The organism is Methylovirgula sp. (genome assembly GCF_037200945.1).
In the GTDB taxonomy this organism is placed as follows: domain Bacteria; phylum Pseudomonadota; class Alphaproteobacteria; order Rhizobiales; family Beijerinckiaceae; genus Methylovirgula.
Genome location: NZ_JBBCGP010000001.1, coordinates 299,051 through 317,029, shown reverse-complemented (window position 1 = coordinate 317,029; position 17,979 = coordinate 299,051). Strand labels below are relative to the sequence as shown.

18 protein-coding genes are annotated in these 17,979 nt (G+C 59.9%); 6 read left to right on the top strand and 12 right to left on the bottom strand.

Annotation, left to right across the window (positions count from 1 at the left end):
* The first annotated feature begins 6 nt into the window (after nt 1-6).
* From WDN02_RS01505 to WDN02_RS01490, 4 genes are all read left to right on the top strand, one after another.
* A complete protein-coding gene (locus WDN02_RS01505; RefSeq protein WP_337291827.1) occupies nt 7-978 on the top strand; it encodes a carbon-nitrogen hydrolase family protein in 972 nt (323 codons plus the stop codon).
* Between the two features lie 14 nt (nt 979-992).
* Nucleotides 993-1,778: an ABC transporter ATP-binding protein gene (locus WDN02_RS01500; protein ID WP_337291826.1), complete on the top strand. Its 786-nt coding sequence runs from the start codon at nt 993-995 to the stop codon at nt 1,776-1,778.
* A complete protein-coding gene (locus tag WDN02_RS01495; protein WP_337291825.1) occupies nt 1,779-2,615 on the top strand; it encodes an ABC transporter permease in 837 nt (278 codons plus the stop codon).
* Nucleotides 2,616-2,746: 131 nt separating this feature from the next.
* Nucleotides 2,747-2,953 (top strand): hypothetical protein, encoded by a 207-nt coding sequence (locus WDN02_RS01490; RefSeq protein WP_337291824.1) that lies wholly within the window; start codon nt 2,747-2,749, stop codon nt 2,951-2,953.
* 27 nt (nt 2,954-2,980) lie between these two features.
* Here WDN02_RS01490 and WDN02_RS01485 read toward each other — a convergent pair whose 3' ends face one another.
* The 8 genes from WDN02_RS01485 to WDN02_RS01450 are packed head-to-tail and all read right to left on the bottom strand — an operon-like array spanning nt 2,981 to nt 10,894.
* Nucleotides 2,981-3,844 (bottom strand): fumarylacetoacetate hydrolase family protein, encoded by an 864-nt coding sequence (locus WDN02_RS01485; RefSeq protein ID WP_337291823.1) that lies wholly within the window; start codon nt 3,842-3,844, stop codon nt 2,981-2,983.
* Between the two features lie 48 nt (nt 3,845-3,892).
* Nucleotides 3,893-4,819 carry an ABC transporter substrate-binding protein gene (locus WDN02_RS01480; protein WP_337291822.1) on the bottom strand — a complete coding sequence of 309 codons (927 nt, stop codon included), beginning with the start codon at nt 4,817-4,819 and terminating at the stop codon, nt 3,893-3,895.
* Nucleotides 4,816-5,826, bottom strand: coding sequence for an ABC transporter substrate-binding protein (locus tag WDN02_RS01475; protein ID WP_337291821.1), 1,011 nt, complete (start codon nt 5,824-5,826; stop codon nt 4,816-4,818). Before WDN02_RS01475 ends, WDN02_RS01480 begins: the two co-directional genes overlap by 4 nt.
* Nucleotides 5,826-6,773, bottom strand: coding sequence for an MBL fold metallo-hydrolase (locus WDN02_RS01470; protein WP_337291820.1), 948 nt, complete (start codon nt 6,771-6,773; stop codon nt 5,826-5,828). Before WDN02_RS01470 ends, WDN02_RS01475 begins: the two co-directional genes overlap by 1 nt.
* Nucleotides 6,770-8,182, bottom strand: coding sequence for an amidohydrolase family protein (locus WDN02_RS01465; protein ID WP_337291819.1), 1,413 nt, complete (start codon nt 8,180-8,182; stop codon nt 6,770-6,772). The genes WDN02_RS01470 and WDN02_RS01465 overlap by 4 nt, the downstream gene beginning before the upstream one ends.
* Before the next feature lie 13 nt (nt 8,183-8,195).
* Entirely contained in the window at nt 8,196-9,224 is a 1,029-nt protein-coding gene (locus tag WDN02_RS01460; RefSeq protein ID WP_337291818.1) for an ABC transporter substrate-binding protein, read from the bottom strand.
* 35 nt (nt 9,225-9,259) lie between these two features.
* On the bottom strand, nt 9,260-10,078 hold the full coding sequence (locus WDN02_RS01455) for an ABC transporter permease (RefSeq protein ID WP_337291817.1): 819 nt from the start codon (nt 10,076-10,078) through the stop codon (nt 9,260-9,262).
* Nucleotides 10,079-10,894 carry an ABC transporter ATP-binding protein gene (locus tag WDN02_RS01450; RefSeq protein WP_337291816.1) on the bottom strand — a complete coding sequence of 272 codons (816 nt, stop codon included), beginning with the start codon at nt 10,892-10,894 and terminating at the stop codon, nt 10,079-10,081.
* A gap of 188 nt (nt 10,895-11,082) precedes the next feature.
* Between WDN02_RS01450 and WDN02_RS01445 the strand changes: the two genes are divergently transcribed.
* Nucleotides 11,083-12,594: a PLP-dependent aminotransferase family protein gene (locus WDN02_RS01445; RefSeq protein ID WP_337291815.1), complete on the top strand. Its 1,512-nt coding sequence runs from the start codon at nt 11,083-11,085 to the stop codon at nt 12,592-12,594.
* 29 nt (nt 12,595-12,623) lie between these two features.
* Nucleotides 12,624-13,028: a RidA family protein gene (locus WDN02_RS01440; RefSeq protein WP_337291814.1), complete on the top strand. Its 405-nt coding sequence runs from the start codon at nt 12,624-12,626 to the stop codon at nt 13,026-13,028.
* Between the two features lie 35 nt (nt 13,029-13,063).
* Here the strand turns inward: WDN02_RS01440 and WDN02_RS01435 are convergent, their stop codons facing one another.
* Genes WDN02_RS01435 through WDN02_RS01420 form a run of 4 tightly spaced genes read right to left on the bottom strand, consistent with a single transcriptional unit; the run spans nt 13,064 to nt 17,859 of the window.
* The gene (locus WDN02_RS01435; protein ID WP_337291813.1) at nt 13,064-14,707 is read right to left on the bottom strand and encodes an asparaginase domain-containing protein; all 1,644 of its coding nucleotides are present in this window, start codon (nt 14,705-14,707) and stop codon (nt 13,064-13,066) included.
* 26 nt (nt 14,708-14,733) lie between these two features.
* Complete coding sequence (locus tag WDN02_RS01430; RefSeq protein WP_337291812.1) at nt 14,734-15,411, bottom strand: hypothetical protein; 678 nt, start codon at nt 15,409-15,411, stop codon at nt 14,734-14,736.
* A gap of 43 nt (nt 15,412-15,454) precedes the next feature.
* Nucleotides 15,455-16,666, bottom strand: coding sequence for an FAD-dependent monooxygenase (locus WDN02_RS01425; RefSeq protein WP_337291811.1), 1,212 nt, complete (start codon nt 16,664-16,666; stop codon nt 15,455-15,457).
* Nucleotides 16,663-17,859 carry an amidohydrolase family protein gene (locus tag WDN02_RS01420; protein ID WP_337291810.1) on the bottom strand — a complete coding sequence of 399 codons (1,197 nt, stop codon included), beginning with the start codon at nt 17,857-17,859 and terminating at the stop codon, nt 16,663-16,665. The genes WDN02_RS01425 and WDN02_RS01420 overlap by 4 nt, the downstream gene beginning before the upstream one ends.
* Nucleotides 17,860-17,979: the final 120 nt, after the last annotated feature.

Genomic DNA, 17,979 nt, shown 5'->3' with positions numbered 1-17,979 from the left:
GTTGATATGGGTGATAATTATCCGACTGTGCGTCTTGCAGCGGTTCAAGCCGCGCCGGTCTGGCTCGATCGTGATGCAACCGTCTCTAAGGCTTGCCGTCTTATTGAGGAGGCAGCCGACCACGGCGCGAAGATCATCGGATTTCCGGAAGGGTTTTTGCCCGGCTTTCCTGATTGGTTTCATTGGTTCATGCCTCGCAGTGCCGAATCGATAGCGCACAGTAAATCTCTCTTCAAAAATGCAATTGAGGTACCGAGCGCAGCGATCGATACGATTGGCGCCGCGGCCAGGAGAAGCAAAGTCTACGTTGCGGTCGGCGCCAACGAGCGCGATGTCGGTACGATGGGAACGCTCTACAATTCACTTCTGTTTTTCGGACCGGAGGGTGACCTGCTTGGGGTTCATCGCAAGCTCATGCCGACAATGACAGAGCGTCTCGTCCATGCGTCGGGTGATGGTTCGAGCATGCGAACCTATGAAACGCCCTATGGGAATATTGGAGGTCTTATCTGTGGTGAGAACACTAACAGCCTGGCACGCTTTTCCCTCTTGGCGCAGAACGAACGCATCCATATCGCTTCCTGGCCGGCTTTCCCCGCCGGGAAGCGAAACTTCGATGCGATCGACATTCGAGCAAAATATCATGCTTTCGAGGGGCGCGTTTTTGTCATCAGCGCTTGCGGCGTTTTTGACGATGCCTGCCTAGACGCAATGGGTCTGACGGCGGAACAGAAAGCCGCAATGCCATGCCGGGGAGGCCATTCTGGCATTTTAGCACCTGATGGTTCTTATATCGCGGGCCCGGTGGATGATACGCCGCAGATTGTCTACGGCGATGCGGATCTTGACAAAGTGCTCGAAGGCAAACTCAGTCATGATCTGACCGGCCATTATAACCGCTTCGATGTTTTCACTCTGCAGGTCCACACGGCGCGTCGCAAAGCATTAGAACGAGTCACTCCTAATTCCGGTAGTTAGAACGAAGGGCGCCGATGGCTGAGGTTTCATTTCATAACGTTCGGAAGTCTTTCGGTCGGCCGCGTCAGAAATCGGTCGATGTCCTGGCTGATCTCGACTTCTCGGTGAATGATGGTGAGATCGTCGCACTCTGCGGGCCAAGTGGCTGCGGGAAGACGACTGCGCTTCGGATCGCGATGGGTCTGGAGAAGGCGACGCAAGGTCGTGTATGCGTCGATGGGCGACCGGTACAAGGCTGCGGATTTGATCGCGGTATCATCTTCCAGCACGCCGAATTGCTCCCGTGGCTGACGGCACGCGCGAACGTGCTTTTCGGACTTGAGCTGAAGCGCGTCCCCAAAGAGGAGGCGCAGGAGATCGTCGAACGTTGTCTGCAATTGGTCGGCTTGAAAGGCTCGGCGGAGCGGCGTCCGCATCAGCTTTCTGGTGGTATGAAACAGCGGGTAGGCATCGCCCGCGCCCTTGCCATTGACCCGCAGGTTCTGCTGCTGGACGAACCCTTTTCGGCGCTCGATCCGCAATCGCGCGAAACGTTGCAGGTAGAACTTCTCGCGATACATGATCGCACGAAAAAGACGATGCTGCTTGTGACGCACGACATCGATGAAGCCGTGCTATTGAGCGACCGCGTTTTGGTTCTCGGCGCGGGCCGTGTGCAAAAGGAGATCAAAGTGCCGTTCTCGACCGCGCAACGCGATCCGATCGAGGTGCGCCGCACGCCGGAATATGCCGAAACCCGTTACGAAGTCTGGCAGGCATTGCACAATGCAGCGGCAACACAACGTAGCGAGAGCCATTAAGTGACTTACGAGCAAACCGACGTCCCGGCCAGACTCGAGGACATTCGCCCGAGAGAAAGCTGGCGCCGGGCGCGCGTGCCGCGCTGGGTCTATACCGCCGCGTCGCTTGTGGTGGTGCTCGTCGCCTGGCAGGCCGCTGGCAGTCACATCAATCCGATCCTCGGCTCTTATCCGACCGCGATTTTCAAAGCCTTCGTCGCGCTCGTTCAATCCGGTCAGCTAGGACCGGCGGCGTTGCAAAGCGGCGAGGCGCTGGTAATGGGTTACGTCCTGGCCGTGATCGTCGGCATTCCACTAGGTCTGCTGATCGGCCGCTCGTCGATTCTCGAAGCGACCGTCGGCATCTACATTATCGCCGGCTATGCCATGCCCTTGGTCGCCCTGATTCCGCTTCTGGTGCTGTGGTTTGGACTGGGTATGACGGTCAAGGTCGCCATCATCTTTTTGATGGCGGTCTTCCCAGTCTGCATTAACACCTGGGTCGGCGTGAACGCGGTCCCACGGAGCCTTATCGAGGTCGGTAAATCGTTCATGGCGAGCGACGCGACTATCATGCGGCGCATCGTGTTTCCGGCTGCACTGCCTTACATCGTCGCCGGCGTCAGGCTAGCCATAGGCAAGGCCGTCGTCGCAATGGTGATTGCCGAATTTTTCACCGCAATTTCTGGGCTTGGCGCGATCATCATCAATTCAGCGAACAGTTTCGATACGGCGACGATGCTCGTCCCGGTCATCATCCTTATGGCGGGGGCGACGCTGCTGGACGCCGGCATCGCGCGGCTTGAGCGCCGGCTTGCGCCCTGGCAGCAGGAAGTCGGGGGCAAGGTGTCCGACTAAACATCTGCCACGTCCGGCTTCGGCGGCGTTTAGGTGCGCGTCGGCAGGGTGCGCGGGCACCGATGGCACGCTATTTGATTGTATTACAATCAAGGTTCCGGTGAAGAGGCTGGAACACATCGGGAGCGCGCATGATGATTGCCCGTTTCTTTAGCTTTATCCAGATTCAACGCACCAAAGGCGCATCCTCGCAGCGCCACGACGGGCGTCAGGCGAAAGCGACGCCGGGCGCACCTGTGGTGAACTCCTTTGACGCCGCAGGCTCGCGCCTCTGCGCGATGAGTCGCGAACAGTTTCGCGAATATCTGCGTCGTCACGCAGAGATCTGGTATTTCTGAATGCGCTGAATGTAGGCGACTTAAGGTCTATTCGTCCGCGATTGAGTTGCGCAGACGTCCGATCGGCCCAAGATCTATCTCGACGACGTCGCCGGCTTTAAGAAAGACCGGCGGCTTGCGCGCATAGCCGACGCCGGAGGGTGTCCCAGTTGCCACGACATCGCCGGGCTCCAGCGTCATGCACTCCGATAGAATTTCGATCAGCGCGTCGACGGGGAAAATGAGATCGTCGATCTCGCCATGCTGCATTTCGACGCCATTCAGAATCGTGGTCAGCGTCAAGCCTGTGGCGCCTGCGGGAAGTTCATCGACCGTCACGAGGTCAGGCCCGAAGGCGCCGGTGCCGTCGAAATTCTTGCCGATCGTCCATTGCGTCGACTTGCGTTGATAGTCGCGCAATGTACCATCGTTGAAGAGCGTGTAGCCCATGACATAATCGAGCGCGTTCTCGCGGCGCACGTGACGCGCTCTGCGGCCCACGACAAAGGCAAGCTCGCCCTCGTAGTCGAACTTGTCCGAGCATTTCGGACGGATCATCGGCTGCCCATGCCCCGCAAGCGACGTGTTGCAGCGGGTGAAGAGGTCGGGATACGCCAGAGGTTCTGCGCCGCCTTCGCGGGCATGTGCTGCATAATTGCGCCCAACACAGATGAATTTCCCCGGCCGCTCCAAAACGGGCCGATAGGTGATTTCTGTTCCCGAAAGCTTCGCAGCTTCGGTGACTTCCGCGGTGGCCTTGTGCGCACGCGCCAGCCAATCCGTGCCGGAAGACATCAGCAGATCGAGGCCAGTCGGAAGATCGGGCGCCGCGACGCGCAGATCGTAAATGCCGTCGTCTTTGCGCACCGCGATCGTATCGTGGCCATTATGCCTTAGAGAGAGCAGGCGCATTTTCTACCTTTCATTGAAACCGTGTTGGCCGCCATGCGTACGTCGGAGCTATGGTCTTGCGCCAAGCTCAAGGATCGCACGGTCGTAATAATTCATGTCGAGAAAAGATGTGGCCTCGGGCACCGCCCCCTGCCATGTCCCGACGACCGATTCGCGAATGGCGAGGGTGTTTTTGAACCCCTCAAGATCAAGCCGCGCATCCGGGGCAAGACCGCCGTTTTGACCGAGCGCGGTTTTCAACGAAAGCGCCGCAATTCCTGGCGTGAGGTTCAGCCGTCCCTGAAGAATTTCCGTCGCTGCGATATGATTTTCAGCCGCCAGCGCCCAGCGCGTCCCGTCAACGAATGCCGCGAGATATTGGACAAGCGTGCCGCTATGGCTTTCGGCCCAATTGCGCAGCGCGAAGACACCATCGCCCTGGTAGGGACCGAGAATACTGACTGCAGAGCCGAAACTGCGATAGCCTTCGGCCTGCGCTTGCAGGCTGCAGGGCGGGTTGAGCATCGCCGCGACGTAATCCGGATTTTCCTGCATCGCTCGCAAGCGTTGCGGAGCGCCGCCGAGCGGCAGCACGTTATAGGAGCCGCGCTCCAACCCGTGCTTCGCCAGAATTGAATAGAGCAGGAAGGCATAGGCTGTCATCGCGGCATCGACGACGACCGTCTTGCCGCGAATATCCTCGTAAGACTGGATTTCCGGCCGCGCGATCAGGTCGTTCATACCTGTGCCGCCGCCGGCGACGATCACGATGTCAATTCCATCGATCGCCTTCATGTAAACGGCGTTATCGACGGCTGAGTGGATCACTTGCGTTGCACCGTCGCGCAGGCTGTCGCGCTGCTCGTCGGACCCGATTGTAATCTGGATATTGGCGTCGATCCCGCGCCGCACGAACAGGCCAAGCGCCTCAGCGGTGAAGAGGCCAATGTTTTGCGGGCCAGGAAAGACCTTCGTCGCGATTTTCGTTCGCATCATTGCATTGCGCTCCTTTCGTGCGCGGCATTGCCTTCGAGAAACTCCGGCGCGAAAATCTGGCCGAGCCCAGGCTCGTTCTCCGTCAACCCCTGTTCAACGGCCCAGCGCCGCATCGCGTCGAATTCGCGCCGGTTCGCCGCGACGCCATAGTGCCAGAAATCTGGTCCCATCACGGCCTGCGCGCGCGCGAGGTCGTCCGGCAACCAAGGCAGCATCGCGTAGAACGCGCCCTGATAGCGCAGCTGGGCCATCGCGATCTCGCGCGCGGCAGAAAATGCGTTGAATACGGCGGTCGCGAGCCAGGGGTGCGCTTCGACCAACGTGCGCCGAATGCCGATAAGATGCATCACCGGAAACAGCCCGGTCTTGCGGAAATAATTTTCTTCGGCTTCGCGAAAGTTTGGAAACAAGCGCGCAACATTCAGTACGCCATTGAGGAAGCAGGCCGGCGGCCGCGCCGCAATCACCGCATCTAGGTCACCCTTGGCGAGCATCGCGGATAAAGTGTCCCCCTCGGGGATCGGTTGCAGGTCAATCCCACGAAGTGCCAGCGGTACACGTTCCCCACCGCCCGGCGCGTCGAGGCCGCCATTGCGCCAGTGTATGTCGTTTGCCTGCACGCCGTATTCGTCCGCGAGGAGCCCGCGCGCCCACAGGGCGGCCGTCTGCTGATATTGCGGAACGCCGATGCGCTTTCCCATTAAGTCCGCCGGTGTGGCAATACCGCGATCGGTGCGAATATAGAAGGATGAATGACGAAAACTGCGCGAGACGAAAGCCGGGATGCCGACATAGGGCGAGGCGCCGCGCGCAATCGTCAAAAGATGCGAACTGGCTGAGAGTTCGGTGATATCGAAATCCTGCGTCGTGTAGGCGCGCGAGAATGCCTCGTCCGCCGGCATCGGATGCGTGTCGATGATGCAATCCGCGATTTTGACACGGCCGTCGAAGAGCGGCTGCACGCGGTCGTACGGTGCGCAGGCGAGCGATAAGGTGAGCTGGGTCATCAGCCGTCGCCACGCAGAGCGCGGTAGGTCGCACGCACGTTGAACGGCATCCACGCGTCATAGCGGGGCATGGATGCATATTGCGGCAGAAAGACTTTCGCCACTGCGGCGTCTTCCGAAAGGCCGGCCTCGACCGTCTCGCGGACGGCATCGTATGTCGCGGCTAGGAGCGCACGAAACGCGGCGACCTCCTGCAATGTCGAAGGCTGACCGTGACCCGGAATCACGGTCTTCACATCCATTTGCAGAACCTGATCCAGTCGCTTCACCCAGCCGCCGAGGTCGCAATCGCCGAACCAAGGAAACCGGCCGACGAATAGGAGATCGCCGAGAAAGACAACGCCGGAGTTGGGCAAATGGATGATGAGGTCGCCGTCGCAATGCGCCGGCCCCCAATATTCGCAACGCAATTCATCGTCCGAAATGTCGAACACGAATTTGTCGGCGAAGCTTTCGGTCGGCGCGCGGACTGTCATCGTGTCATAGCCAGGGCCGCTGACACGGCGCATGAACCATTCGACTCCTGCGCCATCTGAGGCGAGCAATTCTTCGATATTGGAACCGAAGAATAATTTGAGCTTGGTGACGGCGTCGCTGATCTGCCAGCCGCCTGCCGGTTCCTCGCCGAGCATCTCGCGGAGGATCCTGCCCGTGCGCTCGTGCGCCAGGATCGGCACATCATCGAAAGCGATGTTGCCGGCGATGTGATCCAGATGAAAATGCGAATTGACCAGCCGGATGACCGGCTTGCCGAATGTCTCTTCGATGGTCTGGCGGAAAGTGCGTCCCTGCGCCTCGGTTTGCTGCGCGTCGATGACGATCAGACCCTGCGGAGTCGTCACGACGCCTGCATTGGAATCGCCATTCACGCCAATCCAGGCGTAAACGTTCTCTGCGACCGGCACGAGAGACGGGCCGGTTTGCGCCTTGGAAGGAATGTTATTCATGATGCGTATTGAGCGCCGCTAAGCCAGGGGAGGATGGGCGCATGGCCTGTGGGTTTGCGCGGAAGGTAACGGCCGTTGGCCGGCGCGATGATGCGCCCGTCGCGGGCGATGATTTCGCCGGCCTTGATTGTGGCAATCGGCCAACCGCGTAATGTCTTGCCTTCGAACGGCGAGAAGTCGGACATGCCGTTCAGGTCTTCGGCACGCACCACGCGTTCGAGGTCCGGATCGACGACGACAAGATCAGCGTCGGAGCCGATCGAGATCGTGCCCTTTTGCGGATAGATGCCGTAGACCTTGGCGGGCGCACGCGTTGCGGCGTCGATCATCATTTCAAGCGGGACGCCGCGCAACCGGCCAAAGTGCAGCATCGACGGCAGATGCGTACCAAGAACAGGGTAGCCCGGCCGTGCGCCATGCAATCCGGCGCCCGGCTGCTTCGTGCCGCGTGTGCGCGATGTATTGTCGGTGCCGAGCGTATTGATCGTGCCTTCGGCAAGCCCGGCCCAGAGCGCGTCGCCATGTTCCTTCGCACGGATGGGCGGGACCATTTTGACGAGGAAACCGTTCTCATCGCTGCTGTCGAGGCTGAGATAGGGTGTCATCGTCTCGGCGGTGATGCGTACCCCTTCGCGCCGCGCCCGTCGCACCATATTGAGTCCATCCCGGCTCGAAACATGAACCACGTAGAGATGCGCATTCGCGATCTTGGCGAGGTAAAGCGCGGTCTGGATCGCCAAAGCTTCGGCCTCGGGCGGATGCGCCTCGGCCCAATCCGCCAGTGTCCCTTCCGGCTTGCGTTCTTTGAGGGAATTACGCGCCTGATCGACGAGCGCACCAGTCTCGCAATGAACACAAGCGATCGCGTCCGGCCCAAGTCCTGCAACCGTGCGGAAGCCTTCGAGAAGCAGATCGTCGGTGATCGAATTCACGATGCCCGGCATACCGGACATATAAAACTTGAAGGAGCGAATGCCGAATTCTTCGGAGTAGCCCGGAATCTCCTTGATCTGCTCGGGCGTGAATATCTGCGGATGGAAGACAGAATCGACATAGCTGCGCGTATCCATCGCCGCTCTGAAGGCTGGCAGATGATCGAAATAGGAATCTTTCAGACTGCGCAGGAAAATGCCGATGGTCGTAACGCCGCCGAGAATTGCGGCGCGCGTTTCGGTCTCCGCCTCTTCTTCGAAGGAACGCTCGTTGCCGATATGTGTGTGCGGATCGAAGATGCCGGGCAGAACAAGCTTGCCGCGGGCATCGAGAATGTCTTCCGCGGGTCCGAGATCGTCGCCAACGGCGACAATCTGACCTTTGGATATGCCGACATCGGCAGGGAATGTCCCAACGCCCGGCACGACCAGTGTGCCGCCATGGACAAGCAAATCGAACTTTTTACTCTCGGCCACCAGTCCGCTCCGTTCAGCTCAGGAAATCGTTGGTGTAGAGATCGTGGATTGGAACTTCGGATTTCAAATCCATGTACTTCGCGATGAGGTTGGCAGTCTCCTGCATCTTGCTCTCGGTCATGACGCCGAAGCCATGCTTTTTGGTGTCCTCGCTTGTGCTGAGCCGCGCAAGAATCGGCAGTTCTTTGAGCGCCGTGTCCGCATTGAGTTGCGGCTGATGTTTCTTCATCAGGGTAACGGCGTCCTGCGGATGGGCGGCGGTGTATTCAAACCCTTGTTTCACGGCTTTGACGAATCCACGAACGACATCCGGATTGGCCGCGATATAATCTTCCATCGCGACGATACCATTGGCGTAGAAATTCGCGCCGAAGTCTGAATAGACGAAGGTGCCGATCTGCTCGCCGTTCTGCGCGGATTTTTGAAGCACCGGCAGGGTGAAAAGATAAGTCAGGATGACGTCGGCCTGATGATTGAGCAGAAGCGAGTTCAACGAGTTCGGATCAGCAGCAAGCCAGTTGAGCTTCGACTGGTCGATGTGATTGGCCTCGGCGAACGCCGGGAACATGATCTTGGGTGAATTGCCGGCCGAAAAGCCGAGCTTCTTGCCTTCAAGGTCTTTCGGGGCCGCGATGCCTTTTCCCTTGATGAAGAAAGCCGTGTGGGGTGCCTTCTGATAGACGCAAGAGACAGCCTTCATTTTCAGGTTTGCACGAACGCGGGCTGCGATCATCGAACCGATGTCTTGAAAGACGAATTGCGCGCGGTCGGCGGCGAGATAGCGAAAGCCCGGCATGGCGCCGGTGCCTTGCTCGATATTCACGTCGAGGCCGGCTTGGGAGAAGTAGCCCTTTTCGAGCGCGACATAATACGGAACGTGACGTCCGTAGGCGATCCAGTCGAGTTGGAAGGTAATTTTCTTCAACGGCGCCGCGCGGAGCGGGCTTGCGCCGGCTGCGAGCGCCGCTCCGGCGCCCAGCGCCGTCTGCAAAAGGCCACGTCGGGAGAGCGGCGTTGCCGAGAAATTCTTTTCGTGGGTCACGGTCAGGTCCTTCTGGAAACGGGGCAGCGATGGGATCAATGGTCGCTTTCGAATGCCTGGGTTTTGACGCGGCCGCGCAGGATCGCGCGCTCCAGGCCTTCGATGGCGAAATAAAAGGCGAGCCCGAGAGCCGTCAGCATGAAGACGCAGGCGAATACGAGCCGCGTATCGAGGTTGCCGTTGGCGACGAGGACCAGATAACCGAGGCCTTTATCGGCGCTGACGAATTCGCCGACGATCGCACCGACGACCGCGAGCGTGCTGGCGATTTTCAGGCCGCCGAAAATTGCGGGCAGGGCATTCGGGAAGCGGACATAGCGGAAAATGTCGAACGCGTTGCCGCCCATGGACCGGACGAGATGCACGGTTTCTTCTTGTGCAGAACGTAGTCCAATCGCCGTATCGACCACGATAGGGAAAAAAGCGATGGCAAAGGCGATCACCGCTTTGGAGGTAAGACCGGTGCCGAGCCAGACGATCATGATAGGCGCGATCGCGGGCTTCGGAATGCTTTGGAAGGCAACGAGCAGCGGGTAGATGGTGAGCCGTATCGGCCGCGAATAGACAATGAGCGCGCCAAGCGGCAGCCCAACGAGAACAGCCATAACGAAGCCAAGCAGAAATTCGGCGGTCGTCGCCACGCTCATGGACAAGATGAGCGAGAAATTGTCGGCAAGCGACCGGAAAATTTGGGAGGGGGCGGGCAAGAGAAACGAGGAGATGATTCCGGTGGCGACAAGCGCCTCCCATATGAGCAGCAAGGCGGCAACGGCGCCGACCGAATAGACAAATCCCGGAATTTCAAACTTGCGCATGAACTTTGCGGGTTCCGGCGCTGCGTCGATGGCCACCACTTAATCCTCCACCAGCATGCCGTATGATTGAAACTGTTCGCGGATCTGCGCCGAATATTCGCCGAATTGCGCGGTCTCGCGTATGGCGAGGCGGCGCGGACGGGGAATGTCGATCTTGATTTCCTTGGCGATGCGGCCAGGACGCGGGCTCATGACGATCACGCGGTCCGCGAGGAAGACGGCCTCCCAAATGCTGTGCGTGATGAAGAGGACTGTCTTCTTCTGTTCGAGCCAGATTTTCTGCAGATCGACATTCATCTGCTCGCGCGTCAGCGCATCGAGCGCACCGAACGGCTCATCCATCAAAATCAGCGATGGATCATGAACGAGCGCGCGGCACATGGAGGCGCGCTGCCGCATTCCGCCTGAGAGTTCGCGCGGATAGGCGTTTTCGAAACTGCCTAGGCCTGCGCGTGCGAGGAGGGCGCGCGCCTTATCGACATAGTCGCGTCGCTTCAGACGGCGCACGTCGATTTGCAAGAGCACGTTGTCGAGAATCGTGCGCCATTCCAGAAGTGCATCGCGCTGAAAGACGATGCCGACATTCGTATAAGGCGTTGCGACACGCGTGCCACCGATCCTGATTTCGCCGCCGGTGTAGGGGACGAGGCCGGAGACCATCATCATCAATGTGCTCTTGCCGCAGCCGGAAGGGCCGACGATGGAGACGAATTCGCCCGGCATGATGTCGAGCGACACGCGATCAACCGCGAGCGTTGAGCGGCTTTGGCCGGGATAGGCCTTCACCACATCCTGCACGCGGATGAGCGGGTCGGTGGCGCCAGGGGACGTAGAGTGTTCCGCTACAAAAGTCACTTTGTACGCCTCATGGACAAGTACAAACGTCAGACATTAAGACAAACGCTACTCCCCCTTTTCCGCCTGTTCAATGTGAAAAAATAGCCGTGTTTGCATCAATTTAGGACAAAAACGCCTAATTCATGAGCTTTCCCAAACGGCTTTGTAATAGTACAAATAGAAATACAATATTGCGAAAAGGGACCATGGCAAACGTGCGCCGAAATCCACGTGCGCAAGCGCCGACCGAGATAAATGTCGAAGTGACGCGACATGTCGGTGGCCCGCTGTTTGTGCAATTGCGTGAACAGATTCAGGCGCTGGTCGCGCGTGGCGCACTGGCGCCGGGCGATCGGCTGCCGCCCGTGCGGGCACTTGCGGCGCAGCTCAATGTCAATCAGATCACGGTCGCGCGCGCCTATAGCGAGCTGTCCGATCTCGGGGTGGTCGAAGGGCGCCGTGGCGGCGGCACATTCGTTTGCGAGCGCGCCATTGTCGTGGCGAAAAAGCCTCCAGATCGGAATCTCGAAGGGGCTTTCCGCCCGCTTCTCGCCGATCGCCTATTCGAATTGAGCCGCGCTCCGGGCGTTATCGCTTTCACCTCGAACTATCCTTTTGTCGGCACCGATATGATCGAGGAATTTCGCGCCTGCGTGCGGCTTGCCGCGGGGCGCGATTTCGAAAATTGCTTTCATTACGAGCCGCCGCTCGGTCGCCTCGCCACCCGGCAGGAAATATCCCGCTATCTGGATCGCCGGGACATGGACGTCGATCCGGAAAAGATCGTCGTGACGTCGGGCGCTCAACAGGCCATCGATCTCGCCGTGCGGAGCGTGGTCGAGCCGGGAACGCCCGTCATCGTCGAGCGGCCGGCCTATTACGGCGCGTTGAACGCGTTACGCGGCGCTGGCGCACAGATTCTGGAAGCGCCACTTGATGGCGACGGGATCGATTTGCAGAGCGTCGAAGCGCTTCTGATCAAACATCAGGCCCGTTTGATTTACGTCAATCCGACGTTTCAGAATCCAACCGGCCAGACGATGAGCGAAACGAAGCGCCGCGATTTGCTGGCGCTCGCCCGCCGTTTCGATGCTGTCATTCTTGAAGACGATCATTCGTCCGATTGGCGGTTTGCCGGCCGCCCGGTGCCTGCGATCGCCGCGCTGGCAGGGCCGGAACATCGGGTTTTCTATGCTTACAGCTTCGGCAAGACCTTGCTTCCGGGGCAGCGATTCGGCTTTCTCGTCGTTCCGCCGGGCTTGCGCCGCGTCGTGCTCAACCAGAAAGCGGCGCTCGATCTGCACGGACCATCGTTCTTGCAGGAAGCCCTTGCGCACTTTCTCCTGCGCGGCAATCACGAGGTCTTCTTCGAGGGCGCGCGGACGAGTTACGGCGAGCGTCAGAAAAGCTTGCGCCAGCGCTTGTTGGCGCAAATGCCGGCCGGAACAAAAGTCAGCGCGCCAGATGGCGGTTTGAGCTTTTGGATTACCTTGCCAGAAGGCGCGGAGGTTTCGGAGCTTTATTTCCGCGCCGTACGCCGCGGCGTCGCCTTCGTACCCGGCGAAGCCTTTTTCGCGACGAAGCCGGACATCGAGGCTCTGCGCGTGAGTTTCGGGCTCGTACCGGAAACCGAGATTTCAGAAGGTATCGACAGGCTCTGTGCTGTCGTCGGTGATCTTCTTACGCCGCGCCGCGAGCGCAGCGTCATCCTGACTTGAGTTCGTGCCATGAGGGGAACAGACAGACTATGACGACCAAGACGATTATCCAGCCGCGCGGAATGGCTGAGGCGGTTGGGCCTTTCTCACGTGCGATCCTGATCGGCGATCAGCTCCATATCGCCGGCACGACGGCGCTCAGCCATGTCAGCGGCGATTATTATGATCGCAAAGTCCCGGAGACAATCGAGGAGCAGACGCGCTTGACGCTCGACAATATCCGGCTTTGCGTCGAGGCGGCGGGCGGCACGATGGCCGACATCTTCAAGGTCGTGGTGATGTTGAAGAACCCGTCCGAATATAAGCGCATGAACAAGGTGCGCGCCGAATATTTCCCCAAGGATCCGCCGATCAGCACATGCTTCCGCGCCGAAGTCATGCGTGACGATATTCTGGTCGAGATCGAAGCGGTCGCACTGATCAACAAGAAATAATCGCAAAGTGGGCGAGCCGGCGACGCCGGCTTGCTTCAATGCGACAGAAAGACCGCCTGATAGGTGGCAATCGCGGCGCGGATTTCCGTCAGTTCGTCGGCGGTCGGATTTTTCGGGTCCTTCGCCGGCGGCAGGCTGCCAAATTTCATCAGGCAGGCCATTAGCAGCAGCCGGGCTTTCGTCGCTGTCAGGTTCGATGCGGCGATTTGGTAAGGATGCGGGTCCGCGAAGCCCTGCCCTCCACGTCCGACGCGGCAGACAGGCAGGCCGCTGTATACTGCCTGAAGCATGACTTTCTCGCGCGCCGTCGAGGCGCTGTGGCCATAGGGCGTGAGCCCTTCGATGACGAAGCCTGTGAGCCGATTCAGACCAAGCTTGTGCGCGATCGAGGCGTGCAGGTCGGTCTCCAGCGCCGGGTCGTCACCATAATCGAGCGTCGAATACGCGCCGTCCTTGACGATCGAAACGACGGGGATAGCGTCGGCCAACAAGCCGTTCTTTGCATCCTTGACGGCGACCTCAAAGCTTTCGATCGCGCCGTTATCAGCTTTGCGAACGGCGTGCGTGACCGCCGGCAATCGATTGATATTCACCTCGGAAAGATAGGTGTGCTTATAGGCCGGCAGATAAGTCAGCGAGACCACGCCGAAATGGCCGACGTGGCCGAGAATGCCGCCCGAGCCGCCTGTGACGATATAGCCGCCAGGACGCGCGTCGCCCTTGGCGACATCGCGCGCGGCAAAAATCTGCTGTTCCTGAATGACGACAGTGCCGCATTTGTTGCGGCCTCCGGCGTCCGCCCAGGCGCGCGACGCAATGAAACGCGTCGAATCGGCGATGTTCTTCGGCCCATCATTGCTCATCTGCCCATGCGTGCGCTGCGCGGCGTTGCAGCAGATCGGCAAAGTCGTGTCGATGAGCAGATTGAACCAATAGGACGTTTCTTCGACCTGCGGGCTGCCCTGCGTCCAGATGAGGCCATCCTGCGCGCCGCTGTCAGCGATGCGCTGTATTTCATTAGTGATCGTCGCTAGTGCCGGCCGCGGCGTTTGCGCGCCGAGATGTCTTGGCTGGTAGGCGAAGAAATCCTTGCCGCGCTGTTCTGGCGCGGCACCGCCGGACGGCGCGGCGCGATAGAACGAGACGGTCGCCATCGACGAGATCGAATTGGCCATGCCGTCGCCACCGACGGAGAGCCTGTCGATCTCTTCGAAAAGACGCGACCCGTCGGGGAAAAACGTCTGGCGCGCCTGTTCTTTTGGCGCGCCGGGGACAGCGCATTCCTGCTCCCAGGGCGCGCCATCCGCCTGAAACGCCATGTAAGGCAACGGGTAGAGGCCGTCTTCGGGGCGAAGTTCGATCTCGTAGACCGGCTTGTCGCTCGCGTTCTGCCGCTCGCGATGGAAGACGCCGTCTTCGCCGAGATAGCCGTCCGGCGCCGCGTATAGATTGGCGGCATCGCTTTCGAGCGGATGCGCGGAAAATTGCTCGACATAGATGTGCGCTGGCGCGGCGAGGCGCTGCGGGCGTAGCGGATCAAACGCGGGCTGCGAACCGTCGGGATTGAGGCGCGGGGGCAATCCCTGCTTTTCCCGCGCCTTGTTCGATGTGACGAGCGGCGGCGTATTCTGAATCGTGGCCGTCGGGCCGGCGATATGCGCGATGCGCACTTTGCTCATGATCTGCCTCCGCTCGGTTTAAAGGTTCAGCGCAGGCGGCCGATCTGCCGTGGGCCGTGTTTCTCGAACAACTTGTAGCTGCCTGAGAACCAGGGCAGGGCAGCAAGCCGGTCGCGCCAAGGCGTCTTGCGCGCGGCGGCGCGCTCCGGCGACTCAAGTGCCGCTTTGTCGGCGAGATAATGCAGGGCGAGGCGGTTGGCCTTGGTCGGCTCGCCGTCGACGACGCGGAAGCGGCGGACCATCGACCAGTCCTTGGAGCCCATGAGCAACGGCACATGGTCGAGTTCGTACCAGGCATCGAAATCCGCGAGCGCGCTTTCCGGCACTTCGAACCACACGGCGAAGAGCAGCGGCGCGTCGAGTGCGGAGACGCCACTGTCGTTTGGCTGCCGTTTGACGCTGGTTTCGGCGGCAATGTAGCGGGTGAAACCGGAGACCGTGCCGAGCATTTCGCGCGTCGTCTCGCTCGGCTTCGTCTTGACCTCTTGATAGGCGGGGGTCTTCATCACGGCGGGATGTGTCATCTCATAAACGGCGAGGTAGCCCTTCGCATTTTCGCTGAGATCACGATAACGCTGTGCCGAGACGAAACCGGGCACATCCATGCGCAGCGGAATATGCTCCTCGTCATACCAATTATGAAAGCGCTGCTCTTGGCCAGGCGGCGGCGTCATTTCAGAAAACAGAACCGATGCACCCTGCATAATATCTCCTTGTCGCGGCAGAATGCCGACGATTTCGATTTGATCAGGCGACTTCCGCGGCTTCGCGGACGCTTTCGATGAGCGACGAACGCAGGAGGAAAGCACGCGCGCGCACCGTGTCGGCGGCTGTCGCACGCAAAGCGTCCAGGCTCGCCTTGCGCGCCGCGGAATCTCTTTCTTCCAAGCGCTTCTTGTTAGCGATGGTTTGCTCTTGCACGAATTTCACATTCAGCAATCGGCGTCGCCGCGAATAATGATCGAGCGCCGCTGAATCTTCCCCGCGTAACGCCACAGCGGAAAGTGTGGCGACGGCATCTGTCGCATCATGAACACCGAAATTGAGGCCCAGACCACCGATCGGATTGTTCACATGGCCGGAGTCGCCGGCGAGCAGCACGCGGCCCACGCGGAATGTTTCGGCGACCCGCTGATGGACTGCATAAAGATTCTTATGCACGATTTGATAAGGACGCTCGAGCGGGTAGAGCCCCTCGAGGCGCGCCAGCGCGCGCGCGTCCGAGAGCGCCTCTTCATCGCTCTCATCGACTGCGGTCGGGAAGACAGCGCGCCAGCGACCCTTGCCGTCGTCACCGGCGACCTTGAACAGATTGGCCCATTCACCGATGCCGGCGAAGTAACTGCGGAAGGCGAAGCCGCCGAGGGCGTGCATATCGTCGAGTATGGTCAGAACGATGAAGCGTTCCGGCCACGTATAGCCGTCGAAGGACACGCCAAGCGATTTGCGCATCGCGCTGCGGCCGCCATCAGCAGCGATCACCCAATCGGCAACGAGCGTTTCGGGGCCTTCAGCGGTTTCGACCTCGACGGAGACATGATCCGCATCTTGCGTGCAGGAGACAGCGCGTACGCCGAAACGGACGTTCACACCGGATTCACGCAGCTTGTCGAGGCCCATACGCGCGAGTTTGTGCTGTTCGGTCTGAACGACGAAAGGAAAGCGCGTGTCGTTGCGCAGAAGTTCGTGATCGAAGGTCGCGACCAAAGTGCCTGTTTCACGGTCCCAGAACTGAAACTCGCGTGCCACCAGGCCTTCCGCGATGAAGCGATCGAGAAGCCCGATTCTGTCGATCATTTCGAGTGTTGAAGGATGTGTGGTCGAGGCGCGCGGCCGTGTATCGATCTCAGTCGCGGCTTCGATCAATTCGACGTCGAAACCCGCTTGCGTTGCGGCAACGGCGGAAACAACGCCGACGGGACCACCGCCGACGACGAGAAGTTTAGGCGCCTTGGTCAATGATCAGCTCCTGAAAAGTCCATGGGTAAACGGCATTCGGCGACGCGGACGCTGCGGATGGTGGCGGGCGTATTGCGGCTTCGTCCGACGAAGCGCGGAACGCCAGCCGTAACGACGGCGCCGACCGCAGTGACATCGCCATTGCGAAGCGCGGACAGAGCATCACCCTGGGAGCCGCCTGCGCAGGCATCAATAAGGACAATATCCGCGTCGCGCCCATTTCGCAGGAAGCCTGAATTCAGCCTGTAGACTTCGGCGTTGTTTCCGGTCGCTGCGGCGATCGCGAGTTCCGGTGCGAGATCGGTGAGGCTGGCGAGATGTGAGATCGTATAAAGCATCCCGAGCGGCATGATACCGCTGCCGGTTGGCGTGTCGGTTGCGATCAACACGCGGTGGAAGGCATTCGCTTTGCGTGCGAGATCGGCAACGAGCAATGTCGTGCGCAGATTTCCCGCAGTGCAGATTTGCAGCGCGATCTCGGATTCCTCGACGAGACGGGGAAAGTCCTTGTCCGGCATCGCAACGGGGCCACCGTTCACATGGAACGAGACATGCGGCTGCACGGCAAGAAGATGATCCGCCCAAATGCCGGACGAGCCCGGAATGGACGAACCGCCGGTGTGCATCGTCGTGATCATGCCCGCCTGTTTGGCCCAAGCGACCTGCTCGGCATAGTCGAAGGGCGTTGCGAACGCGCCGAAACCGGCTTTGGCGAGCCAAACACCGTGATTTCTCAGTTCGGCGAAGTCGCTTTCGTTGAGGCCTGGCTCGAGAATGACAGAGCCGGCATGGACCCGCATGCCCCCCGGGCGATAGGTCTTGAAACAGCGCGCCGCAGCAACCGCGAGCGCCTTGACGCCAATCGGGTCTTTTGGACGGCCCGGCACATGGACCTCGGACGCCGAGATCGCGGTCGTGACGCCGCCGTGCAGATAACTTTCCAGATAGCCGACCGTCTTCTGCCGCGGCGTATAATCACCGAAGGTAATATGGACGTGGCTGTCGATCAGGCCGGGAATGGCGGTGGCGCCGTCGGCATCGATCACGACATCCGCGGAGCTCACGTCCTGCGTCGACAGGGTGCCGACCGATTGGATGATGCCATCTTCACAAAGAATTGCATCGCCGGGCTCAAACGGCGATTTCCAATCGCCGCTGACGATCTGGCCGATGTTTACGATGGCAGTCTTCATCCGTCGCTCCTCGATGTCAGCGCAATGCCGCAGGCACGCTAAAGCCCGGCAGAGGGTGACGCGAGAGCCTACTCCTCGTCGCCGCGTGGGCTAGGTCGTACCAGAGGCACACACGTCTTA